Below are 23749 nucleotides of genomic sequence, written 5' to 3'. Positions count from 1 at the left end.
GGTGTAAATATGGCGAATTTGGTTTATAGTCCTAAAGACATTTTACAACAAGAATTCAAAACAAAAATGCGCGGCTATGATCCCGTTGAAGTTGATGAATTCTTAGACAATATCATCAAAGATTATGAAACTTACAGCAAAGAACTCCTTGCTTTACAAGAAGAAAACGATCGATTGAGTGCAAAAGTAGCTCAATTATCTAAAACTCAAGGAGCAGCTCAAACACGTGTGCAGCAAACAGAAGTACCGAAGAGCGCAGCAGTAACCAATTTCGATATCTTAAAACGCTTGTCAAACCTTGAACGTGAAGTATTTGGTAAAAAGCTTGATCAACAAGCAAGTGCAGTTAAACCAGCACAACCTAATCCAAATAACTACACAAATGCAGATACAAGCTTAGATGATAATGAAAAAACACGTCAATTTTAATTTTTGACTAATGAATTTGCGGTTTTCGGGTAATCGCGGTCTGACTTGATCAGGCTGAGGAAAGTCCATGCTCGCACAGGCTGTGATGCCTGTAGTGTTCGTGCTTAGCGAAAACATAAGCTAAGGTACTCTTTGGAGTAACGGCAGGAAAACAAGCTAAGGCTTCGGCTATGCTTAAGTATTCTTGAAAGTGCCACAGTGACGAAGCGGCTGGGGAAACCCATCCGGTGGAACGCGGTAAACCCCTCGAGCGAGCAACCCAAACAATGGTAGGGGCGCTTTTTGTTTGGAAGAAGAACAAGACAAAAAGGCAGTACAACTGCAGATAGATGGTTACCACTTTGCTTTTTCTCCCTGGAAAAGCAAAGTACAGAACATGGCTTATAGAAAACCGCAAACATCAGGGAATAAGGTCGTGACAAAAGTATTTTGTTCTTATTACAAAACAGACTTTTGTGTCACCGGTTATTCGGAGTTTGAGTAAAAGCGTGGGGTAGGACTGACTGATGTCCCACCCCCCTTTTTTTATAAATAAGGAGATTATGTATGGAAAAAAACAGGAAATTCAACCTCGTCGCAACTGCGGCAAGCGGTCTCGAAGCACTGGTTGGTAAAGAATTAAGAGATCTTGGAATTGAATGCCAAGTTGAGAACGGACGTGCACGATTTGAAGGAACAATGGAAACAATCGCTACAGCTAATTTATGGTTACGTACAGCAGATCGAGTAAAAATCGTGGTTGGGGAATTCGATGCGTATACGTTTGATGAATTGTTTGAAAACGTAAAAGCATTGCCTTGGGAAGATTTTCTTCCACTAGATGCAGCTTTCCCTGTAGCTGGAAAATCAATCAAGTCGAAACTATATAGTACGCCTGATTGCCAGGCAATCACAAAAAAAGCAATCGTTGAACGTCTTCGCACGTATTATCATCGTCCAGCTTCTGTTCCGCTGACGGAAACAGGCGCACATTTCCAATTGGAAGTAGCTTTGCTGAAAGACCATGTGATGCTAACTTTGGATACGACAGGACCAAGTTTATTCAAACGTGGTTATCGCTTAGAAAAAGGTGGTGCACCATTGAAAGAAAACATGGCGGCCGCGCTTGTGATGCTGACAAATTGGCGGAAAGATCGTCCATTTTATGATCCTGTATGTGGTTCAGGTACGCTTTGTATTGAAGCAGCCTTAATAGGCCATAATATCGCACCAGGATTCAATCGTGAGTTTGCTTGCGAATCTTGGGACTGGTTCAGTCAGGAAATCATGGAAAATGTTCGATCAGCTGCAGAAGAAAAAGCAGATTATGATATTGTATTAGATATTACTGGTTCAGATATCAATGGACGAATGATTGAAATTGCCAAAGCCAATGCTGAAGAAATCGGACTAGGTTCTTCGATTGTCTTTAAACAACAAGCAGTGAAAGACTTCAAGACAGATAAAGAATATGGGGTCATCGTTGCTAATCCGCCATACGGAGAACGACTAGGAGAAGAAGAAACCGTTCGAAAATTATATAAAGAAATGGGCGATGTATTCCGTCCATTAAAAACATGGAGTAAATATATCTTGACTAGCGACTTAGCGTTTGAGGAATTTTACGGACAAAAAGCAACCAAAAAAAGAAAATTGTATAATGGTGCTTTGCGTACGGATCTGTTCCAGTATTGGGGAACTCGTCCGCCTAGAAAAAAAGAGAAAGACGAATAATCTGACTAATTGATTCATTCAATTGGATGTTTGGAGGAATAGGGAATGAAAGAAAAAGAGTTTTTACAAGAAGTAAAAGAAATCAATCTTCTACAACAAGCTTTAGGAATCCTCGATTGGGATACACAAACAGGTATGCCAGAAAAAGCTAGTGAATACCGGAGTGAAGTAGATAGCTATCTTTACAGTATTTATTTTTCAAAAAAGATCGGTCCAAAAATTAAAGAAGCCATTCGCTATTTTTCTGAACATCCGGAAGAATTATCGGAAGTCGGAACGTCCGTTTTTGACAAAGTAAAAGAAGAGTATGATTTAGAACATCGCGTACCGGAAGATCTCATGAGAAAATATACAGCTGCTGTTTCTTCCGCTCATGGTCAATGGCAAAAAGCTAGAGAAACACAACAGTTTTCTGATTTTCAAGAATCATTGAACCAAAATATCGAATTGACAAAACAATTGATACCTTATTGGAAAAAAGAAGAAAAGACAGATTATGATGTTCTACTTAACCAATATGAACCTGGGATGACTGTTGAAATCCTCGATAAGGTATTTGATCAACTCAAAGAAGGAATTCTTACGATCCGCCGTGCGCTCCAAGAAAAAGGGACGGAACCTGAAACAGACTTCTTAAATCGGAGAATGACAAAGGAACAACAGAAGAGATTTGTAGTAAAAGTGATCGAACAACTTGGTTATGATTTTAGTCGTGGTCGTCTAGATGACACTGTCCACCCATTTATGACTGGAATCAATCCAAATGATGCACGGATCACGACACGCTGGAACGAAACAGATTTCAAAATGGCTGTTTTTGGAGTGATCCACGAGGCTGGTCATGGAATGTATGAACAAGACATCGATGATAAATATGCTTATACACCGGTTTATCAAGGCACATCAATGGGTATTCATGAATCACAATCGTTGTTTAATGAGATCATTGTGGGAAGTAGTCGCAGCTTCTGGAAAAAGCAATATCCTTTCTTCCAGGAATGTGCAGAAGGAACATTCGATGATATTCCTTTTGACAAGTTTTATCGTTCATTGAAACATACACAATCAAGTTTGGTTCGTATCGAGGCAGACAGTTTGACTTACCCTCTCCATATCATCATTCGTTATGAAATCGAAAAAATGATTTTCAATGAAGGCGTAGGTGTTGCTGAATTACCTGAAATATGGAATCAAAAATATGAAGAGTATCTGGGAATACGACCAACAAATGATGTGGAAGGTATCCTACAAGACGTTCATTGGTCAGGTGCAAGCTTTGGTTATTTTCCATCTTATGCATTGGGGTACATGTATGCGGCACAATTACTTCATTCTTTGCAGCAAGAAATAGATGTGGAAAATGTTCTAGCGTCAGATGATTACTCTCCAATCAAAAATTGGATGTCAGAGCATATCCATCAATATGGTGCATCTAGAAAGCCAAATCAATTGATTATGGATGCAACGCATGAACCACTTAATCCGCAATATCTGATCGATTACATGAGAGAGCTATATTTCAATGTATATCAAGTAAAATAAAACCTATTTATAAAGATAGCTGGAATTCATCTAATCGATTAGATGTTTTCAGCTATTTACTTAAGAAAGAAGTGGACTGGATGGATAAATTACAAGTAATCGCTGATTATAGCATGGAAAAATTAGCACATGATCAAACGGGACATGGAAGCGATCATACCAAAAGAGTCGTCAAGCTAGCAGAGAGAATTTTGGATACGGAACCGCAGGCAGACCGTTTTGTGACGCTTGCAGCAGCTTACTTGCATGATACGATTGATGATAAAGTCGTTAAAGATGAGAACGAAGCAAAGCAACAGCTTCGTGTATTTCTTCGCTCTTTGCCAATCACAGAGGAACAGATTTCAATGATTTTTGCCATTATCGAAAATATGTCCTTTTCTAAAAATCTCTCTGAAGCAGTCGAACTATCTTTGGAAGGGAAGATCGTTCAAGATGCTGATCGTATCGAAGCGTTAGGAGCAATCGGCATTTTGCGAACTGCTTATTTCGGTGGAGGACATGGACACCCGATTTTTGATTCTGAACTGTATCCACAAACATTCAAGGATAAAAAAAATTACCGAAAAGGCACGACAGTGATCAATCATTTTTATGAAAAACTGTTCTTGTTACCTGATAAAATGAACACTGATTACGGATACAAAGAAGCCAAACGTAGAGAAGGCTTTATGCGTGAATTTTTAGAAGAATTTTTTCTAGAGTGGTCTATTGACGATCCATCTTTCACACCAGAAAATTGGATCAAAAATAACAAAAAATGATGGAGATTGTGACCGAGGAGTTGGCAGGAGAACACCGTTTATTCGGAAGAAGGGACTGTGATAAGACATTTATCACAGTCTTTTTTCAAATTCAATATAAATATTTTGTGAAAAAATGATCAGATAATAAGATTAAAAATTGCTGATAAATAAAGATGAAAGCTTTTTGCTTATTTTTTTATTTTTTATTGGTCTATGCGATAAATAGTTTAAAAATTCAGAATATACTAGATTTTATCTAGTTAGCTTCCATCAATGGTTTTGTTGTGTTTTCTTTCTAGGTAAATCAATATACCACCATTATTTAAAAGTTAACTTTTCATACTATCCAAGTTCTTGGAAAGTAAAAAGATGCAGTAAATAAAAAATATGGTTAAATAACTCTCATAATTAATGTAAGCGTTACCAATCGTGTGGCATACTTGCTTCGTAGATGAATGACAAGATATATGTTTGGGATGTTCTGCAAGACAGATGAATATGGAGGTGGAGACCATGTCTTCCAAAGAGTTAACGACGTATTTGGAGAGAGAATTGGAGCAACTGAAAGAAAAGGGATTGTACAACACGATCGATATACTAGAAAGCGAAAATGGTGCTTGTATCATCGTAGACGGAAAAAAGATGATCAATCTGGCATCCAACAATTATCTCGGGTTTGCCAATCGCAAAGAATTGAAGAAAGCATGTATTGAAGCAACTGAAACTTATGGCGTAGGAGCAGGTGCAGTCCGAACAATCAATGGCTCGCTGAAGATCCATCAACAATTAGAAGAAAAAATCGCAGAATTCAAAGGGACAGAAGCTGCAATCGCCTTTCAATCTGGATTCAACTGTAATATGGGCGCTATCTCTGCAGTAATGACAAAAGAAGATGCTATCTTATCGGATGAATTAAACCATGCATCTATCATTGATGGATGTCGTTTATCCGGAGCAACAATCATCCGAGTCAAACATCAAGATATGGAAGACCTTGAGAATAAAGCAAAGGAAGCCGTAGAAAGTAAGAAATATAAAAAAATCATGTATATCACAGATGGGGTTTTCTCCATGGATGGAGACATTGCACGATTGCCGGAAATCATCCCAATCGCCGAAAAATATGGACTCATCACCTATGTAGATGATGCGCACGGCTCAGGTGTAACTGGAAAAGGTGCAGGAACCGTCAAACATTTTGGATTAAGCGACAAAATTGATATGCAAATGGGTACGTTATCGAAAGCTGTAGGTGTTGTTGGGGGTTATGTAGCTGGTTCAAAAACACTGATTGACTGGTTGAAAGCCAGAAGCCGGCCATTTCTATTTTCTACCTCGCTAACTCCTGGAGCAGCTGCATCTGCGTTGGCTTCGATCTCTTTGATGCAAGAACATCCGGAACTTGTCGAAAAAGTTTGGGAAAATGCTAATTATTTTAAAGAAGAATTGAAAAAAGTCGGCTATAACATCGGTGTGTCTGAAACACCTATCACTCCAGTTATTTTAGGAGATGAAAAAGTGACTCAGACTTTCTCTAAGAAACTGATCGAACATGGGATTTATGCTAAACCAATCGTTTATCCAACTGTTCCTCTGGGGACAGGTAGAATCAGAAATATGCCGACTGCGGAACATACAAAGGAAATGCTTGATGAAGCAGTAGCGATTTATCAAAAAATAGGAAAAGAAATGGAAATTATTTAACTAATTTAGTTTTTTCGCATATTTGAAATTAGAGAACATGTTCACGCATATATTGTTAATCATCTGAATATAGTAGTAAAAAAAGATCAGGGAGGATCATCATGAAAAAAGTATTGGTGACAGGATGTTTAGGACAAATTGGTTCAGAGTTGATCACGCGGCTACGTCAAGAACTAGGCAGTGAAAATGTCATTGCGACAGATATACGCATGCCTGAAGTCATTGGGAAAAACGATATCTTTGAGATCCTAGATGTAATGGATTACGAAAAAATGCGCAGCATAGCAGAACAATATCAAGTGGACACATTGATCCATTTGGCTGCTCTTTTGTCAGCTGTTGCAGAAGCAAAACCACAGTTAGCATGGGATTTGAACATGACTGGGCTGGTCAATGCATTGGAAGTCGCTAGAGAATTCCAGCTGAAATTTTTTACGCCAAGTTCAATCGGCGCGTTTGGTCCAAATACTCCAAAAGATCATACCCCACAAGACACTCTTCAGCGCCCTACAACCATGTACGGGGTAACGAAGGTAGCTGGAGAACTACTATGTGATTATTATTATGTGAAATATGGCGTAGATACTCGTGGTGTCCGTTTCCCTGGATTGATTTCTTATGCGACCTTGCCAGGAGGCGGTACGACAGACTACGCAGTCGATATTTATTATTCAGCAATCAAAGAAGGAAAGTACACTAGTTTTATTGATCAAGGTACATCAATGGATATGATGTATATGCCAGATGCGATCGATGCCATTATAAAGCTCATGAACGCAGACCCTAATCGACTAGTTCACCGAAACGCCTTTAATATATCGGCAATGTCTTTTGAGCCTGAAGAAATCAAAGCATCTATTCAAAAAATCATACCAGATTTTGAAATGGATTACGATGTCGATCCTGTGCGTCAATCGATAGCAGAATCTTGGCCAAACTCACTAGATGTTTCTTGTGCGCAAGAGGAATGGGACTTTTCACCAAAATACGATTTAGATGCAATGACAAAGGATATGTTGGAAAAACTGAGAGAAAAATTAGCAGAGACGGTATAAAACAAGAACTATAGCCAAAAAGGTTTCTATACTTTTTGGCTATGGTATGTAAGGAGGTAAGTAATGGAAGAATATCAAGCCACGCCAATAAAGGAAGTAAAAACGGAAAATGAATTGAAGCGTACGATGGGTTTTTTCACTGCTTTATCGACTGTTATGGGCACAGTGATCGGTGCAGGGGTGTTTTTCAAAGCCGCAAGCGTAGCAGAAGTAACAGGTACCGTCAGTTTGCATATGTTTTCCTGGTTTCTAGGTGGTGTGATTTCTGTTTGTGCAGGACTGACAGGAGCTGAATTGGCAGCGGCTATTCCTGAAACAGGCGGGATGATCAAATATATCGAACGGATTTATGGAAATACAGCAGCATTTTTACTTGGCTGGGCTCAAGTCGTGATTTATTTTCCAGCAAATGTAGCAGCCTTGTCGATCATTTTCGGTACACAGTCCGTCAATTTATTTGATCTTTCCCAGTCGATGATTGTTCCTGTAGCTGTTACAGCTGCTGTATCGATCATGCTGATCAATTTTTTAGGTTCTAAAGCTGGAGGAGCTTTTCAGTCGATTACGCTTGTCTGCAAACTCATTCCTTTGTTTGTGATCGTTATTTTTGGTTTATTCAGACAAGAAGGAGTAGACTTCCAACTGTTTCCGATCCAAGCAGGAGAAAACCTTTCATTTTTCTCTGCTTTGGGAGCTGGCTTACTAGCAACGATGTTCGCATACGACGGTTGGATACACGTAGGAAATATTTCGGGAGAATTGAAAAAGCCGGCGAAAGATTTGCCAAAAGCCATTTCTTTAGGAATCATCGGAATCATGATCGTTTATTTATTAGTAAATGCGGTTTTCTTAAAAACTGCGTCTATCGACGGAGTCGTAGGAAACAGCAATGCGGCAAGTGATGTTGCAAAAATGATTTTTGGCGGCTTTGGTGGAAGACTAGTCACAGTTGGTATCTTGATTTCTGTTTATGGAACTATCAATGGCTATACTCTTACTGGAATGCGTCTTCCTTACGTTATGGCAAAAGAAAACAACCTGCCTTTTAGCAAGCTTTTTGCTAAACTTCATGATAAAACTAAAGTTCCTGTAGCCGCGGGTATCTTAGAGCTAGTCATCGCTATTGGCATGATGATGGTCGGTGGTTTTGATACACTAACAGATATGCTGATCTTTGTCATTTGGATTTTTTATACGATGGTCTTTGTTGGTGTCATCCTTCTTCGTAAAAAAGAACCTGATCTGATTCGACCATATAAAGTTCCAATGTATCCGTTTATCCCATTAGTAGCAATCATTGGAGGAACCTTTATTGTATCAAGCACACTTATCACTCAAACTTTTTTAGCTTCGATGGGGATTGCATTGACACTTGCTGGTGTCCCGTTTTACCTTTATTTGAAACGTAGATAGCAAAAAATGATTTTGAAATTCATTGGAAACAAACTTTTGACCATAAATACCCGTTAAGAAATTAAGTCATTTCTACCAAGGAGGATCTTATGGAAATAAACTGGTTGCAAGAAGCACAAAAGAGAAAAGAGATGTTGCTAGAGGATTTAAGTGAATTGCTACGCATCAATAGTGTAAGGGATATCGAACATCAGACAGATGAATACCCACTAGGTGCTGGTCCTGCTTTAGCATTGAAAAAAGTACTGTCATTTGGGGAAAGAGATGGCTTCAGAGTTAAAAACATTGATAATCTAGCCGGACATATAGAATATGGGGAAGAAACAGCAGAAGCACTTGGTATCTTAGGACATGTAGATGTCGTACCGCCAGGAGAAGGGTGGACAACTGATCCGTTCGAACCAATCGTCAAAGAAGGGAAATTGTTCGCAAGAGGTTCAAGTGATGACAAAGGTCCTTGTATTGCTGCCTATTATGGGATGAAAATTATCAAAGAACTGCAATTATCAACATCGAAAAAAATTCGATTCATTTTCGGAACAGATGAAGAGAGTGAGTGGATAGGTATCCATCATTATATGGAAAAAGAAGAAATGCCAGCATTTGGATTTTCGCCAGATGCCAATTTCCCAATCATTAATGGTGAAAAAGGGATTTTATCTTTCGAGCTGAGTTTTTCTTTGAAGGAAGAAAAGGCAGACAAAATGCAACTGAAAAGATTCTCTTCTGGTTTGCGTGCAAATATGGTACCAAGCGAGGCAATAGCCGTCTTGGAAATTCCTGATTTGGAAAAGTTATCTTCTTTAGAAGCTGGATATACAAAATATCTAGATGACAAAAAATTGAAAGGGACTTTTGAATATAAGGAAGGAGAAGCATCCTTCGTTCTGTATGGAAAAGCTGCACATGCCCAAGAACCAAAATTTGGTATCAATGCGGGAACTTATCTCGCCGACTTTTTGCATCAATATCCATTAGACAGCTCAGGATCTGCTTATCTTTCTGTCATTGCCAATTATCTGCATGAAGACTTTAATGGGCATCGGTTAATGGTCGATTATGAAGATGACGTGATGGGAAAAGTGACTTCAAGTGCTAATGTATTCATTTATCAGCAAGAAGGAGAGAAAAAGATCATTCTTAATATTCGTCATCCAAAAGGGATTACAAAAGAAAAAATTCAAGAATCCTTGCTGACTGTCCTTCAAAATGAATCAGTATCAATTTCGATAATTGGAGATATCAAGACTCCGCATTATGTTTCAGGAGATGATCCATTCATCCAAACATTATTGTCTGTTTACGAAAAACATACTGGGGAAAAAGGTTATGAACAAACAATTGGTGGAGGTACGTATGGACGAATCTTGGAAAAAGGATGTGCGTACGGTAGTTTATTTCCTGGTAGAGAAAATGTAATGCATCAGCCAAATGAATATATGTACGTAGAAGATATCTTGAAAGCAACAGCTATTTACGCTGAAGCAATCTACCGTTTGGTTAAATAAACGTATTCATAGAAAAAACGTTACCAATCAGTCGTAACTATTTTCACACTCGTAACGTTTGTATCCTTCAGTAAAAAAGAATATTCATGAAAGTTTGAAAGATTGCAGAGAATAAGACGGCAATTTCCTTGAAGTAAAGAAGCTTCTAAAAATAAAAATGAACCAGATGATAGAAAAAGCTTGTTTTTCTTTCATCTGGTTTGAAAAAGGAGGAGAATAGATGCCAAAAGAAAAACATTCTAGATTAGATAAAGTGTTAGATACAGTAGAAAAACTAGGGAACAAGGTGCCCCATCCAGCTATTATATTCTTAATTTTGATCGTTATTGTAGGAGTACTGTCTCATATTTTTTATCTAATGGGTCAACACGTTACGTTTGATGCTATTAATGCTGAAACAGGAGCACTAGAGCTTACTACTACACATGTAAAAAGTTTGTTGAGTGGTGAAGGGATCCGTTTTATGTTGACTTCGATCGTCTCAAATTTGATGAGCTTTCAGGCTCTTGGAGTCACTTTAGTGGCGATGGCAGGCGTAGGATTTGCAGAAGAGGTTGGCTTAATCGGTGCGATGATTCGAAAGCTGGTAAAGGTAGTACCAAAATCTAGTCTGACAGCGGTACTAGTACTTCTTGGCGTAATGTCGAGTATTGCCTCTGATGCTGGGTATCTAGTATTGATTCCATTAGGTGCAGCAGTATTTTATAAAGTCGGGCGACATCCTTTAGCAGGTTTATCTGCGGCCTTTGCAGGTGTTTCAGGAGGATTTGGTGTCAACTTAGTTATTACGCCAGTGGATGGAATGCTTACCGAAATATTAAATGATGCAGTACATATCATTAATCCATCCTATTCTGTTGATTTAATGGCAAATTTTTATTTTTCGATTGCATCAACCATCTTAGTAGTGATTGTTTCCACTATCATTAACGAAAAACTCATTGAACCTCGCTTAGGAACTTTCCAAGAAAAAGGAATGATTGCTAACGATGAGATTACCGATGAATCGAAAGGCTTACATTGGGCTTTTTGGGGATTTACAGTGGTACTGGCATTTATCCTGTTGATTACGATACCAAGTGGTGCCCCACTTCGCCATCCTGAAACTGATGAATTGATTGGTTCTACACCTTTTATGGATAGTTTAATCGCTTTGATCTTGATTTCATTTTTGATTCCAGGGATATGTTTTGGAAAGGCAGTTGGAAAAGTCAAATCGAGTTTGGATGTAGTAAATCCGATTATTAAAGTATTCAGCAACTTAGGCGGGATGATTTTCTTATTGTTAATCATTAGCCAATTCATTTCATATTTCAATTTTACTAATTTAGGTACTGTTTGGGCAGTCAATTCAGCCACGATTATTGAAGATATGAATTTGAGCAGCTTAGCCTTGTTACTTAGTTTCTTAGCACTAGCACTTATTCTTGATTTTATTTTAGTGGGAGCGATACCAAAATTTGCTATTTTAACCCCAATATTTGTTCCATTACTCTATCAGTTGGGAGTAGCTCCAGAAGCTGTTTTGGCTGCTTATCGAGTAGCTGATTCTCCTGTCAATATTATCACGCCACTGATGCCGTATTTTGCTTTGATCGTTACATTTGCCACGAAATATCAAAAGAAAACCGGTGTCGGAACGATTATTTCCATAATGCTACCACATGCTGTAAGTCTAACTATCACATGGATCATTTTATTTATTCTCTATTATGTATTCCAGCTACCGCTAGGACCAGGGATCGGTATGCATTTGAATTGAGAAAACAGGCAGAAACCGGGTTCAACCGATTTCTGCCTGTTATTTTGCTTTGCGTAAGAGAAATATTCGGCGTACACCGCGATAAATATTTAATAAAACCAAGCAACCAGAAATGAAAATGGGAAGCCAAATCAGATAGACAGGGTAGCCAATCATTTTAGACAAAGCATGTGGAGTCATTTTATCCATTTCAAAAAGCGCTTGCTGCCAAGTCTGAAGGTTGAAGACAAGCATGAAACCTGAAATAATCAGGAGAATAAATCCTAAATAATGAATCGTAGTTCTTTTTCTTACATAAGCAATTGTTGCATAAAGGAACAGTAAAAAAATAGGTACGCCAAAAACAAAGTACATATTCAGCATCTCGACACCCCCTTTGAGTTTATCTTACTTTACTTTGAAAGAAATGAGAAATAATAGCCTCGTTACTTGCTTGAAACAGCAAAGGACTGCTAAGATAAGGGAGATACAAAGAATCAAGGAGGAGTCACATGGCAAGTTATATCGAACCGATTCGTTTTGCGCTGGTTGTTTTTCCATTTTTAGCCTTAGCGATTTCATCTGTTTTTTTTATTTATGAATATCGAAAGTATGGAACATTTCTAGTAACAAGGGCAGTTATTTTGTATTCCTTTGTTTTCTATTTATTGTGTGCATACTTTCTGGTAATCTTACCACTTCCGGCAAAGGAGACGGTTGCCCAAATGACAGGACCAAAGATGGAGCTGCATTTATTTGCTTCATGGCAACATTTCAGAGACAACACGGTATTGGTATTATCTGAACCTAGTACCTATCTGCCGGCGATGAAGCAGAGTGTGTTTTTGGAACCAGCTTTTAATGTTTTATTACTCATACCATTTGGCATTTATTTAAGATATTATTTCCGGCTTTCCTTTATGAAAACGATGATTGCTAGTTTCTGTCTATCACTATTTTTTGAGCTGACGCAGCTAAGTGGCCTTTATTTTATCTACCCAAGACCATACCGCTTATTTGATGTGAATGATTTAGTGACAAATACATTGGGTGGAATCATTGGTTTTGTTGTTACGCCGTTATTTACATTTATGCTTCCTACGAGAAGACGGATGGATGAACTTTCTTATGAAAAAGGAAAAACTGTCTCGTTGACACGACGTTTGGTCGCTTATTTGATCGACTGGACATTTTTATCTATTGTCAATTTTATCGCAGCGATTTTCTTTAAACTTGCGTTCGATTCAGGGACAGTTACTTCTCATATCTGGTGGCTTTTATTGGAAGTAGGGCTATACTTTATGATTGTACCGTTTATAACCAATGGATGGACACTTGGGAAAAAAATTGTACGCATCCGCTTGGTGGAGCAAGACCGCGAGCGAATTTCTTTGAAAGCATTGATCATCCGCTATGGGTATCTATATTTTCTTTTTTATGGTTTAAGCTGGTTGGGGCAGTTGCTTCAGCAAATCATGAATTCGACAACGAATACGGTGTTGCAGATGAGTGCAGTATTCATTTCTCTCGGTGTCTTGCTACTGCAAGGTATTTTTATTTTAAATATCTTGCTATCATTTTTGAGAAAAAAACGGATTCTGTTTTATGAAAAAGCTAGTCACACATATACCGTTAGCACGATTGCTCAAACAAAGGATGATGATTCTCGAAATTAGCTGAGCAAAAATACTTTGTCTATGTTATAATGCCAAAGTCGTGATAATTTAAAGAGAAGAGGTGCACGAATGAATAATTTTGATATATTTCGCTTCAAACCATTTATCAATGAAGCGTTAGCCGCAAAGGGCTTCAAACAGCCCACAGAGGTCCAGGAACGTTTGATTCCTTTAATTGCAAAAGGAAAAAATATCATTGGGCAATCTCAAACTGGTACAGGAAAAACACATACGTTTTTGTTGCCGTTGTTTGAAAAAATCAATGCAGATAAAGAGGAAGTACAAGTTGTTATTACAGCTCCAAGTAGAGAACTGGCTGCACAAATTTATGAAGCAGCTACACAAATCGCTAAATTTTCTACACCGGAGATCCGTGTTTCGAATTTTGTCGGGGGGACAGACAAACAGCGTCAGTTAAACCGTCTGCACCATCAGCAGCCACAGGTCGTAGTAGGCACGCCAGGTAGAATATTAGACATGATGAATGAACAAGCGTTGAAGATTCACACAGCATTTGCATTTGTTGTTGATGAAGCGGATATGACATTGGATATGGGTTTTTTAAATGAAGTAGACCAAATTGCAAGTCGGTTACCAGAAAAATTGCAGTTCTTAGTCTTTTCTGCCACTATTCCAGAAAAACTGCGTCCATTCTTGCGAAAATATATGGAGAATCCAATCATTGAAGAAATCAAGCCGAAAGCAGTTATTTCTGAAGATATCGAAAATTGGCTGATCTCAACAAAAGGTAAAGATGAGAATCAAATGATTTATCAACTGCTGACGATTGGTCATCCTTATTTAGCAATCGTATTTGCCAATACAAAACAGCATGTGGATGAAATTGCTGATTATTTGAAAAACCAAGGATTGAAAGTAGCAAAGATTCACGGGGACATCACACCAAGAGAGAGAAAACGAGTGATGCGACAAGTACAGAATCTGGAGTATCAATATGTTGTAGCGACTGATTTAGCTGCTAGAGGAATCGATATCGAAGGTGTTTCTCATGTTATCAATGCAGAAATCCCGGAAGATCTGGACTTCTTTATCCATCGTGTCGGACGTACTGGACGTAATGGTTTAAAAGGAACGGCCATTACGTTGTATTCACCAAACGATGAACAAGCCATTGATGCGATCGAGAAATTAGGCGTCTCATTTGAACCGAAAGAAATCAAAAATGGCGAAATCGTTAAAACATATGATCGTAATAGACGTACCAAACGAGAAAAATCAAAGGATGTATTAGACCCAACTCTGATTGGACTTGTGAAGAAGAAAAAGAAAAAGATCAAGCCTGGTTATAAGAAAAAAATCGATTGGGCAATTGCAGAAAAAAATAAAAAAGAACGCAAAATCGAACGCAGACAGCAAAGTCGTATTGCTCGTAAAAATAAGAAAAATTCGCATAAATAAAAAACAAGAGATTGTGACACGCCTTTTGTCACAATCTCTTGTTTTTAAGCGAGACTTTTTTCCATTCCGATACAAAGTACTTCATCTTCAATAAAAGGTTTCGTGCAAGTATGATACCCTTGTTTTTCATAAAAATCTACAGCCGTCATTTCAGCTACTACATAACTAGTCTGACAACCTTCTGACATCGCCCGTTTTTCTGCAGCTTCAAGCAACTGACCGCCTAACCCTTTTCCTCGGTATTCTTTTGCTACGCAAAAGCGTTCTGGCTTGAAGCAAGTAGGTGTTTTCTTTTCATAACGCAATGTGGCTACTGGTCTTTTTTTATCAAGAAATAGATAATAGTTTTGTTGCGGGATATCTTTTCCGTCGAATTCTAGTTCTGCAGGAATTCCTTGTTCTAATACAAAAACTTGATATCTCAAAAAGCAGCTAGCTGCGCGGATCCATTCATCTGCGCCAACTATTTTTTTCATCATATTCCTCCTTATCATGAATAACAGAGATGTATTGATTTCTTTATCCTTATCGTACCAAAAAATATGGAATATGACCAAAAGGAAATAAAAATAGGTAATTGAGATATTGACAGTGATTGACAGAATGCGTATACTTATTAAAGTACGAAAAGGACATGATTTGTTTTTTTAAGACTCACAGAAAATTCTTTCTTGGCTGAAAAAAGAATAGTCACTAATCAAATTGCTCCCTTTTTCTATTTTGGTAGAAATACCGACGCAGCTCAGCGTTATCGAGTTTAAGAGGTAATGATTACACATCATTGCAATCAAGGTGGTACCGCGAGTTTTCGTCCTTGGCTGTAATGGTGTTTTTTTGTATTTAATTTATAGAAAGCAGGTAATGATATGAAACAATTAAGTAGTGCACAAGTTCGACAAATGTTTCTTGATTTCTTCCAATCTAAAGGACATACAATTGAACCTAGTGCGTCTTTGATCCCCGTGAACGATCCAACCTTATTATGGATCAACTCTGGTGTTGCAACATTGAAAAAATATTTTGATGGTTCAGTTGTACCAGAAAATCCAAGAATCACAAATGCCCAAAAGTCTATTCGAACAAATGATATCGAAAATGTCGGTAAAACAGCACGTCACCATACGATGTTTGAGATGCTGGGCAATTTTTCTATTGGTGACTATTTCAAAAATGAAGCCATCCACTGGGCATGGGAATTTTTGACTGATCCAAAATGGATGGCATTCGATCCAGAAAAACTTTATGTAACAGTTTATCCAAAAGATACAGAAGCAAAACGCATCTGGCATGAAGAAGTCGGTCTACCGTTAGATCACATTATTGATGTAGAAGACAACTTCTGGGATATCGGTGCAGGCCCATGTGGACCAGATACAGAAATTTTCTATGACCGAGGAGAAGCTTATAACGATTTAGCAGAAGATGATCCTGAAAACTATCCAGGAGGAGAAAATGAACGTTATTTAGAAATCTGGAACTTGGTATTTTCAGAATTCAACCATAAACCTGATAATACATTTGAACCACTTCCTCATAAAAACATTGATACGGGCATGGGATTGGAACGTATGGTCTCAATCGTTCAAGATGCGCCCACGAACTTTGAGACAGATTTGTTTATGCCTATTATCCACGCCGTAGAAAAGCTAAGCAAACAAGTAAAATATGGTGAAAACCCAGTAACAGATATCTCTTACAAAGTAATCGCAGATCATATTCGGGCCCTTTCATTTGCTATTGGCGATGGTGCATTACCATCGAATGAAGGAAGAGGGTATGTCTTACGCCGTTTGCTTCGTCGCGCGGTCATGCATGGGAAAAAATTAGGTATTGAACAAGCATTCTTATATCGTTTAGTCCCTGTCGTTGGGGAAATCATGGTAAGTTATTATCCTGAAGTACTTCAACAAAAAGAATTTATTGAAAAAGTTATCCGTACAGAAGAAGAACGTTTCAATGAAACAATCAATGAAGGATTGGAAATCTTGAATCAAGTGATCCAAGAAGTGAAAAACGAAAACGGTACGACTCTATCAGGAAAAGACATCTTCAAATTATACGACACATATGGCTTCCCAGTAGAATTAACGGAAGAAGTGGCAGAAGATGAAGGACTGAAAGTTGATCATGCTGGTTTTGAAAAAGAAATGGACGCACAACGTGAACGTGCTCGCTCTGCCCGTAGTACAGAAAAATCAATGGGTGTACAATCTGCTTTATTGACAGATATCAAAGTAGAAAGTAAATTCATCGGATACACGGAGCAAGAATCAGATAGTCAATTATTGGTCATCGTAAAAGGCGAATCTCTTCTGAATGAAATCGCAGAAGGTGAAGCTCAAATGATCTTTGACCAAACACCTTTTTATGCAGAAATGGGTGGCCAAGTAGCAGACCAAGGTTGGATCATGGATGAAGCAGGAGAAATCGTTGCAGTTGTTACAGATGTTCAAAAAGCGCCTAATGGTCAATTTATGCACACAGTAGAAGTAAAAGCACCAATGAGCGAAGGACAAACTTATCATCTATTGATCGATCAATCGATGCGCAACCGTATCATCAAAAACCATACAGCAACCCATTTACTGCACAAAGCATTGAAAGAAGTACTTGGCGAGCATGCAAATCAAGCTGGTTCTTTAGTCGCTCCTGGACATTTACGATTCGACTTTACCCATTTTGGTCAAATCACTTCAGATGAATTAGCTGAAATGGAAAGAATCGTCAACGAAAAAATCTGGGAAGCTATCCCAGTTGAAACAATTGAAACAGATATCGATACAGCCAAAAATATGGGTGCAATGGCTTTGTTTGGTGAAAAATACGGACATGACGTTCGCGTAGTCAATATTGGCGGTTGGTCAATCGAACTGTGCGGAGGCACACATGTAGCAAACACAGAAAACATCGGAATCTTCAAAATCGTTTCTGAATCAGGAATTGGTGCAGGCGTGCGACGAATCGAGGCTGTAACAAGCAAAGAAGCGTATGAACTACTTGAAGAAGAAGAAAAACAACTAAAACAAGTAGCAACAATTGTTAAATCACCTCAATTGAAGGAAGTTGTTTCAAAAGCGGAACAATTGCAACAGCAAGTAAGAGAGCTACAAAAGGAAAATGAACAATTAGCTAGCAAGTTAGCGAATCAACAAGCCGGTGATGTATTCAAGAATCCAGAAAGGATCAATGGAAAAACAATCATTGCAGCACAAGTAAAAGTGAAAGACATGAATCAGTTGCGTCAATTAGCTGACCAATGGAAACAAAAAAATATTTCAGACATTCTTGTTTTAGCAAACGAACAAGAAGGAAAAGTCAGTCTGCTAGCGGCAATGACGAAAGAATCAAATGAAGCTGGACTAAAAGCTGGCGACTTGATTAAAGCAATCGCACCGAAAGTAGGCGGTGGCGGTGGTGGACGTCCAGATATGGCACAAGCTGGTGGGAAAAATCCTGCTGGTATTCCAGATGCACTTAAAGCTGCGAAAGAATGGCTTGCGCAACAATAGACCGTTTATGTTTGATAGAAAAAAACAACTGTTCAATCATTGAACGAAACACGATCATGGGGGCGAAGACAAATAGTCTTGCCCTCATACTTTTTTCGATGGAATAGAAGAGCGCATCTAATCAAATGGTCGATTTCGGATGGTCTTTAGTTGACGAAAGTGACAGAAATTTTTACGATTAGTATAAATAAAAGGGGTGAAAAAAATGAATAGCAGAAATAAAACCTTTCGACTAGTCTTACGTGCTATCTTATTAGCAATCATCATCGTACAAGCTATGGTACCTTGGCTTGGCTTTATTCCATTAGGGTTCATTAGTTTAACGATTATTCATATTACAGTAATTATTGCCGCAGTAGTATTGGGTCCAAAAGATGGGATGGTAATTGGCCTGTTTTGGGGAATTGCTACAATTGTCCGTGCCTACGCCATGCCGACAACGCCATTTGATACATTGGTATTCACGAACCCGATTATTTCGGTAGTTCCCAGAGTGCTTGTTGGCTTAGTAGCTGGTTTGGTTTTCCACTGGATTTATCAAAAAAATAAATCAATAACGATCAGCTCGGTCTTTGCAGGGGTATTAGGTTCATTGGTCAATACAGTCTTAGTGTTAGGATTCATGGGATTATTTTATACAGGTGCAACGGCAGATGCCTATGGTGTAGATTCTGCTCTTTTATTTAAAACCTTAGCAGGAGTTGCAGCAATCAATGGGATACCTGAAGCAATAGGAGCGGGAATCATAACACCATTACTAGCAAAAGCGTTATTTGCAGCAACGCCATTAAAACCAGAATAACGGCCATCTTTGAATGAATAGTAGGACGCATGATAGATGGAAAAAGGAAGAGAGGAGAGGAAAAGAATTGTCCTCTCCATCTTTTTACCTGAGCAACAAGCAAACTAGAAGGGGTAAAAAACTTGGTTAAGAAACAAGAAGAAAAAAAGAAACAAATACCGCAACAGCGGACAAAAAAAGGAGTACTAGCTGGCATATTAGGATTGGTTACGAATCTAATCTTGTTTGTCTCTAAGCTAATGATCGGGCTTTTTTCAGGGAGTGTCTCCATTATGGCTGATGCAGTGAATAGTCTATCAGACACTGCTTCATCTATATTGACTTTGATTGGATTTAAAATTGCTGCAAAGCCAGCGGATCAGGAACATCCTTATGGACATGAACGTTTCGAATATATCAGTGGGTTATTTGTTTCGATCATCATTACTTATGTAGGATTTCAATTTTTAGAGTCATCCGTTGAAAAAATCATCCATCCAGAAAATGTCTCTTTAGCACCCATCGTCTTTTTTGTCCTGATCATTTCCATCTTTTTGAAATTTGCACAAGGAAAAATGTACCAGGTTATTGCACGATCCATTGATTCTGAAACATTGAGAGCTACAGCAACAGATAGTTATAATGATGTCTTTACTACACTGGCTGTATTGCTTTCAGCAGCAATCGAATGGGTAACTGGATGGCGTATCGATGGATATATCGGTTTTGCTTTAGCATTATATATCCTTTATAGTGGTTTAACGATGCTTCGGAATTTTGTATATGAGCTATTAGGTAGTCGCCCAACGTCAGCAGAGATTGAAGAAATGGAAGAACACTTGAATGCCTGCGACGATATACTTGGCTATCATGATTTGCTGGTGCATAACTATGGACCCAATAAACGCTTTGCATCAGTCCACATCGAAGTAGATGAATCAATGAATTTGAATGAAGCACATAAGATTATTGACCTGATAGAAAAAGACTTCAAAAAGTCTTTAGACGTAGAACTTGTCTGTCACTTGGACCCAATGCCTGTTGATAACGAAAAATACTATAATATCTTGCATCAATTAAAGCAAATTCTTTTTGAAACAGGTAGAGGGCTCGATATACATGATTTTAGAGTCATCCATCAAGGGAAAACATTGCAGTTTGACGTAGTTGTTCCTGAAAAATTCCAATTTGATGATACAGAACTCGAAAGAATTTTACGTATTCAAATAGAAGAAAAAATCGGAGATTATCATTTGGAAATCACTTTTGATCACAATTATCTTTTGTATTAAAGACAAGATACTAAAAAGACTCTTTAAAGTTTTTTCTTCGAAGAGTCTATTTTTCTTTTAATTGTTTTTGTAGGGCTTGTCGTGCGAGGTTATCTGCCCCTTTGTTTTTGTTTTCGGGCAACCATTGTAGGATTAACAAGGAAAAGTCGGGCAGAAGTTCTTTGATTTTTTGGAGATAGGGAAGGAAAAGCTCGTTTTTCGTTGTGTTTTTATCGACTGTAGAAACCAGTGTTTTGCTGTCTGAAAAACAGAAAATCGTTTCATTCTGTAAACCCTTATTCTTTAGAAATTCTAAAGTTTTTAAAAAGACTTCGAACTCTGCTTGATGGTTTGTCCCTACAGAAAGGGGAATAGATAGCTGTTCTTGTTTACCTTGATAGACAATCAAGATCCCTCCTCCGCTAGGTCCAGGGTTGCCTTTTGTAGAGGCATCAATGTATACTTTTAACATAAAAAGAGATTCTCCTTTTTGTTCAAATTAATGTTATGGTAAGATTATATCATTACTGAATCGGTGAGAGGTTAGAGAATGAAAAAAAATATTCGATGGCAGCCTGAATTGGCACATACGATCATCTATTGGTCATTGACCTTGATCATTCTGTTTTTTAGTCTGATTCTTTCTTTAGAAAACACAGGTCCGTATTGGAAAAGCAATATTGTTTTAGGTGTTTTTCTTGTTTTTCTATTTCTAGGATGGCGGCGTTCTTTTATTTTAAAATCCAACTCGGTAATCATACGCTATGCTGCTTTTTGGAAAGACCGGGAAATAACTGTCGGACAGATTCGATCTTTGACACCGACTAATACAGGAGTACAAATGACATTGCAAAATGAGAAAGCCCCATCTGTTTTTATGATGCGAAAAAAAGATCAAGTGGTTCTTTTTGATCATCTTGAAAAAAGTGGGCCTAAAGTAGGACCATCTTCTCAACAGCAAAGAAATAATACCCCATATACGAAAAATAGAAAAAGTTAATTTTAAAAAATAGGCCCTGAAGAAATGAATCTTTGTAGGAAAAGAAAAGAGTGAGACGTACGGATCAACCCGTTAAACGTCTCACTCTATTTGATTATCTAAATCAATGTATACTGGATTCGGAAGTGTGAACACTGCCTTTCTTGACATGGGCAGCTTGTGTTCCTCGATTCCCCTCGATGATCTCAAATTCGACCACTTGATTTTCTTCCAAAGTTTTGAATCCCTCTTCTTCAATCGCAGTAAAATGTACAAAAATTTCTTCTGTGTCATCATAACTGATAAAGCCGTATCCTTTTTTGTTGTCAAACCATTTTACAATTCCTGTGGTCAAAGCACTCACGACCTTTCTAAAGTCTGATCATAGCCTTCATTATAAAGAGTATTTATAAGTACGTCAAATAAATTAAAAACCCGTAATTTAATGTTTTTTTTCTGAATAAAACAAGGTATAATTGGCATATCTTAACAAAGAAGGTATTTTTTTTAATAAAGTTCGTGAAAAGGGGTAATCAAATGAAGAGTGATCTGCAAATTTCACAAGAAACAGATCTAGAACCGATTATTGAAGTAGCTAGTAAATTAGATCTTAAGGAAGACGATTTGGAACTGTATGGGAAATATAAGGCGAAAATCAATTTTTCTGGAATCAATCGATCAAAGGATAACGCTGAAGGGCATTTGATCTTAGTTACTTCCATCAATCCAACACCAGCTGGCGAAGGAAAGTCAACAATCACTGTAGGGTTAGGAGACGCGCTCAATAAAATCAATAAAAAATCTGTTATTGCATTGCGAGAACCCTCACTTGGTCCTGTGATGGGAATCAAAGGTGGTGCTGCAGGCGGAGGATATGCACAGGTATTGCCTATGGAAGATATCAACTTGCATTTTACTGGTGACATGCATGCTATCACAACAGCTAATAATGCATTATCTGCTCTTTTAGATAATCATATTCATCAAGGAAATGAATTGAACATCGATGCTCGCCGAGTGATTTGGAAACGGGTAGTTGATCTCAATGATCGTGAACTGCGTAAAGTAATCGTTGGCTTGGGTGGGCCAATCCAAGGTGTCCCAAGAGAAGATGGGTTTGATATCACAGTTGCTAGCGAAATCATGGCTATCTTGTGTCTTGCGGCAGACCTCGAAGATTTAAAGGCTCGTCTTGCAAGAATCGTTGTCGGCTATACATTTGACCGTCAGCCTGTGACTGCTGGAGACTTGAAAGCAGAAGGCGCTCTGGCATTACTGCTGAAAGATGCCATCAAGCCGAATCTTGTACAAACAATTTACGGAACACCAGCTTTTGTCCACGGGGGACCGTTTGCCAATATCGCCCATGGCTGCAATAGTATTTTAGCTACCAAGACAGCATTGAGATTAGCAGATTACGTTGTCACAGAGGCAGGATTTGGTGCAGATCTTGGCGGAGAGAAATTTTTAGATATCAAAGTACCTAACTTGAAAAAAGCGCCGGATGCAGTGGTGATCGTCGCAACAATCCGCGCATTGAAAATGCATGGCGGAATGAAAAAAGATGAACTTAAAAATGAGAATCTTGACGCTTTGAAAATAGGTTTTGCAAATTTAAAACGTCATATACGTAACATGGAACAATACCAACTCCCTGTGATCGTTGCAATCAATGAATTCGTAACAGATACAGATAGTGAACTTACACTGCTGGAGCACTTGTGCGAAGATCAGGGAATCCTTGCTAAAAGAGCAAGTGTATGGGCAAATGGAGCAGAAGGTGGCGTTGATTTAGCAGAAGCTGTGGTACGATTGATTGATAGAAAAGAAGCTGATTACAAGCCATTGTATCTCCTAGAAGAAACGATACAAGAAAAGACTGAAACAATCGTCAAGAAAATCTACGGAGGAAATGGTGTTGTTTTTAGTAAAAAGGCGCAAAAACAAATAGAAGAATTTACGAAAAATGGATGGGATAATTTGCCGATTTGTATGGCGAAAACCCAATATTCATTCTCTGATGATCCTTCATTGCTAGGCGCACCTGAAGATTTCACCATCACCATCCGAGAAATCATCCCAAAAGTAGGGGCAGGATTTTTAGTAGCCTTAACTGGGGATGTTATGACGATGCCTGGTTTGCCTAAAAAACCTGCTGCATTAAATATGGACGTGACAAACGACGGAGAAGTATTTGGTTTGTTTTAAGCTTGATTATAATCTACCGTATACTAAATGACTTTCATTAAACATAAGAGGAGCT

At 38.3% G+C, this 23749-nt stretch carries 20 protein-coding genes and 1 other RNA gene; 17 read left to right on the top strand and 4 right to left on the bottom strand.

The genetic code is table 11. The features are described from left to right. The first annotated feature begins 9 nt into the window (after positions 1-9). The 10 genes from gpsB to A5849_RS08745 all read left to right on the top strand — a co-directional run bounded on the left by gpsB (position 10) and on the right by A5849_RS08745 (position 11872). Positions 10-429 carry a cell division regulator GpsB gene (gene gpsB, locus A5849_RS08790; protein ID WP_002309359.1) on the top strand — a complete coding sequence of 140 codons (420 nt, stop codon included), beginning with the start codon at positions 10-12 and terminating at the stop codon, positions 427-429. A 21-nt stretch (positions 430-450) separates the two neighbouring features. After that, positions 451-818, top strand: an RNA gene (gene rnpB, locus A5849_RS08785) — RNase P RNA component class B. Between the two features lie 157 nt (positions 819-975). Further along, positions 976-2142, top strand: coding sequence for a class I SAM-dependent RNA methyltransferase (locus tag A5849_RS08780; protein WP_002309357.1), 1167 nt, complete (start codon positions 976-978; stop codon positions 2140-2142). 45 nt (positions 2143-2187) lie between these two features. Continuing rightward, positions 2188-3684 (top strand): carboxypeptidase M32, encoded by a 1497-nt coding sequence (locus tag A5849_RS08775; protein WP_002309354.1) that lies wholly within the window; start codon positions 2188-2190, stop codon positions 3682-3684. Between the two features lie 80 nt (positions 3685-3764). After that, complete coding sequence (locus A5849_RS08770; RefSeq protein WP_002313797.1) at positions 3765-4448, top strand: HD domain-containing protein; 684 nt, start codon at positions 3765-3767, stop codon at positions 4446-4448. A 495-nt stretch (positions 4449-4943) separates the two neighbouring features. Next, complete coding sequence (locus A5849_RS08765; protein WP_002335037.1) at positions 4944-6134, top strand: glycine C-acetyltransferase; 1191 nt, start codon at positions 4944-4946, stop codon at positions 6132-6134. Positions 6135-6235: 101 nt separating this feature from the next. Then, positions 6236-7189, top strand: a complete 954-nt coding sequence (locus A5849_RS08760) for an L-threonine 3-dehydrogenase (RefSeq protein ID WP_002309349.1) — start codon at positions 6236-6238, stop codon at positions 7187-7189. Positions 7190-7252: 63 nt separating this feature from the next. Further along, the gene (locus A5849_RS08755; protein ID WP_086310049.1) at positions 7253-8602 is read left to right on the top strand and encodes an APC family permease; all 1350 of its coding nucleotides are present in this window, start codon (positions 7253-7255) and stop codon (positions 8600-8602) included. Between the two features lie 89 nt (positions 8603-8691). After that, positions 8692-10110: a dipeptidase PepV gene (gene pepV, locus A5849_RS08750; RefSeq protein WP_002345087.1), complete on the top strand. Its 1419-nt coding sequence runs from the start codon at positions 8692-8694 to the stop codon at positions 10108-10110. 220 nt (positions 10111-10330) lie between these two features. Beyond that, positions 10331-11872, top strand: coding sequence for an AbgT family transporter (locus A5849_RS08745; RefSeq protein ID WP_002309345.1), 1542 nt, complete (start codon positions 10331-10333; stop codon positions 11870-11872). Positions 11873-11911: 39 nt separating this feature from the next. Here A5849_RS08745 and A5849_RS08740 read toward each other — a convergent pair whose 3' ends face one another. Beyond that, positions 11912-12235, bottom strand: a complete 324-nt coding sequence (locus A5849_RS08740) for a hypothetical protein (protein ID WP_002309344.1) — start codon at positions 12233-12235, stop codon at positions 11912-11914. 128 nt (positions 12236-12363) lie between these two features. Between A5849_RS08740 and A5849_RS08735 the strand changes: the two genes are divergently transcribed. Together A5849_RS08735 and A5849_RS08730 are read left to right on the top strand one after the other, a co-directional pair. Beyond that, positions 12364-13527, top strand: a complete 1164-nt coding sequence (locus A5849_RS08735) for a VanZ family protein (protein WP_002309342.1) — start codon at positions 12364-12366, stop codon at positions 13525-13527. Positions 13528-13596: 69 nt separating this feature from the next. Continuing rightward, entirely contained in the window at positions 13597-14946 is a 1350-nt protein-coding gene (locus tag A5849_RS08730; protein ID WP_002309341.1) for a DEAD/DEAH box helicase, read from the top strand. Positions 14947-14990: 44 nt separating this feature from the next. Here A5849_RS08730 and A5849_RS08725 read toward each other — a convergent pair whose 3' ends face one another. Beyond that, positions 14991-15422, bottom strand: a complete 432-nt coding sequence (locus A5849_RS08725; protein WP_002309339.1) for a GNAT family N-acetyltransferase — start codon at positions 15420-15422, stop codon at positions 14991-14993. A gap of 390 nt (positions 15423-15812) precedes the next feature. Here A5849_RS08725 and alaS point away from each other — a divergent pair, with 390 nt between their 5' ends. The 3 genes from alaS to A5849_RS08710 all read left to right on the top strand — a co-directional run bounded on the left by alaS (position 15813) and on the right by A5849_RS08710 (position 20528). Continuing rightward, positions 15813-18455 (top strand): alanine--tRNA ligase, encoded by a 2643-nt coding sequence (gene alaS, locus A5849_RS08720; RefSeq protein WP_002313789.1) that lies wholly within the window; start codon positions 15813-15815, stop codon positions 18453-18455. 205 nt (positions 18456-18660) lie between these two features. Next, the gene (locus A5849_RS08715; protein ID WP_002309336.1) at positions 18661-19257 is read left to right on the top strand and encodes an ECF transporter S component; all 597 of its coding nucleotides are present in this window, start codon (positions 18661-18663) and stop codon (positions 19255-19257) included. A 122-nt stretch (positions 19258-19379) separates the two neighbouring features. Then, positions 19380-20528, top strand: a complete 1149-nt coding sequence (locus A5849_RS08710) for a cation diffusion facilitator family transporter (protein ID WP_002309334.1) — start codon at positions 19380-19382, stop codon at positions 20526-20528. A gap of 46 nt (positions 20529-20574) precedes the next feature. Here the strand turns inward: A5849_RS08710 and A5849_RS08705 are convergent, their stop codons facing one another. Beyond that, positions 20575-20979: a ribonuclease HI family protein gene (locus tag A5849_RS08705; protein WP_002309332.1), complete on the bottom strand. Its 405-nt coding sequence runs from the start codon at positions 20977-20979 to the stop codon at positions 20575-20577. Between the two features lie 78 nt (positions 20980-21057). Here A5849_RS08705 and A5849_RS08700 point away from each other — a divergent pair, with 78 nt between their 5' ends. Continuing rightward, positions 21058-21507, top strand: coding sequence for an EbsA family protein (locus A5849_RS08700; protein WP_002309331.1), 450 nt, complete (start codon positions 21058-21060; stop codon positions 21505-21507). A gap of 103 nt (positions 21508-21610) precedes the next feature. Here A5849_RS08700 and A5849_RS08695 read toward each other — a convergent pair whose 3' ends face one another. Next, entirely contained in the window at positions 21611-21841 is a 231-nt protein-coding gene (locus A5849_RS08695; RefSeq protein ID WP_002309330.1) for a cold-shock protein, read from the bottom strand. A 182-nt stretch (positions 21842-22023) separates the two neighbouring features. Between A5849_RS08695 and A5849_RS08690 the strand changes: the two genes are divergently transcribed. Next, entirely contained in the window at positions 22024-23694 is a 1671-nt protein-coding gene (locus A5849_RS08690; protein ID WP_002329182.1) for a formate--tetrahydrofolate ligase, read from the top strand. Positions 23695-23749 lie beyond the last annotated feature (55 nt).

It is taken from the genome of Enterococcus sp. 10F3_DIV0382, assembly GCF_002140245.1.
Taxonomy (GTDB): Bacteria; Bacillota; Bacilli; order Lactobacillales; family Enterococcaceae; genus Enterococcus_B; species Enterococcus_B lactis.
This window is presented reverse-complemented; position numbering and strand designations above follow the sequence as displayed.

What these genes read in the sequence shown, in the direction of transcription:
- gpsB (WP_002309359.1), top strand. Translation starts at nt 10, where the DNA reads ATGGCGAATTTGGTTTATAGTCCTAAAGACATTTTACAACAAGAATTC.
- A5849_RS08780 (WP_002309357.1), top strand. Translation starts at nt 976, where the DNA reads ATGGAAAAAAACAGGAAATTCAACCTCGTCGCAACTGCGGCAAGCGGT.
- A5849_RS08775 (WP_002309354.1), top strand. Translation starts at nt 2,188, where the DNA reads ATGAAAGAAAAAGAGTTTTTACAAGAAGTAAAAGAAATCAATCTTCTA.
- A5849_RS08770 (WP_002313797.1), top strand. Translation starts at nt 3,765, where the DNA reads ATGGATAAATTACAAGTAATCGCTGATTATAGCATGGAAAAATTAGCA.
- A5849_RS08765 (WP_002335037.1), top strand. Translation starts at nt 4,944, where the DNA reads ATGTCTTCCAAAGAGTTAACGACGTATTTGGAGAGAGAATTGGAGCAA.
- A5849_RS08760 (WP_002309349.1), top strand. Translation starts at nt 6,236, where the DNA reads ATGAAAAAAGTATTGGTGACAGGATGTTTAGGACAAATTGGTTCAGAG.
- A5849_RS08755 (WP_086310049.1), top strand. Translation starts at nt 7,253, where the DNA reads ATGGAAGAATATCAAGCCACGCCAATAAAGGAAGTAAAAACGGAAAAT.
- pepV (WP_002345087.1), top strand. Translation starts at nt 8,692, where the DNA reads ATGGAAATAAACTGGTTGCAAGAAGCACAAAAGAGAAAAGAGATGTTG.
- A5849_RS08745 (WP_002309345.1), top strand. Translation starts at nt 10,331, where the DNA reads ATGCCAAAAGAAAAACATTCTAGATTAGATAAAGTGTTAGATACAGTA.
- A5849_RS08740 (WP_002309344.1), bottom strand. Translation starts at nt 12,235, where the DNA reads ATGCTGAATATGTACTTTGTTTTTGGCGTACCTATTTTTTTACTGTTC.
- A5849_RS08735 (WP_002309342.1), top strand. Translation starts at nt 12,364, where the DNA reads ATGGCAAGTTATATCGAACCGATTCGTTTTGCGCTGGTTGTTTTTCCA.
- A5849_RS08730 (WP_002309341.1), top strand. Translation starts at nt 13,597, where the DNA reads ATGAATAATTTTGATATATTTCGCTTCAAACCATTTATCAATGAAGCG.
- A5849_RS08725 (WP_002309339.1), bottom strand. Translation starts at nt 15,422, where the DNA reads ATGAAAAAAATAGTTGGCGCAGATGAATGGATCCGCGCAGCTAGCTGC.
- alaS (WP_002313789.1), top strand. Translation starts at nt 15,813, where the DNA reads ATGAAACAATTAAGTAGTGCACAAGTTCGACAAATGTTTCTTGATTTC.
- A5849_RS08715 (WP_002309336.1), top strand. Translation starts at nt 18,661, where the DNA reads ATGAATAGCAGAAATAAAACCTTTCGACTAGTCTTACGTGCTATCTTA.
- A5849_RS08705 (WP_002309332.1), bottom strand. Translation starts at nt 20,979, where the DNA reads ATGTTAAAAGTATACATTGATGCCTCTACAAAAGGCAACCCTGGACCT.
- A5849_RS08700 (WP_002309331.1), top strand. Translation starts at nt 21,058, where the DNA reads ATGAAAAAAAATATTCGATGGCAGCCTGAATTGGCACATACGATCATC.
- A5849_RS08690 (WP_002329182.1), top strand. Translation starts at nt 22,024, where the DNA reads ATGAAGAGTGATCTGCAAATTTCACAAGAAACAGATCTAGAACCGATT.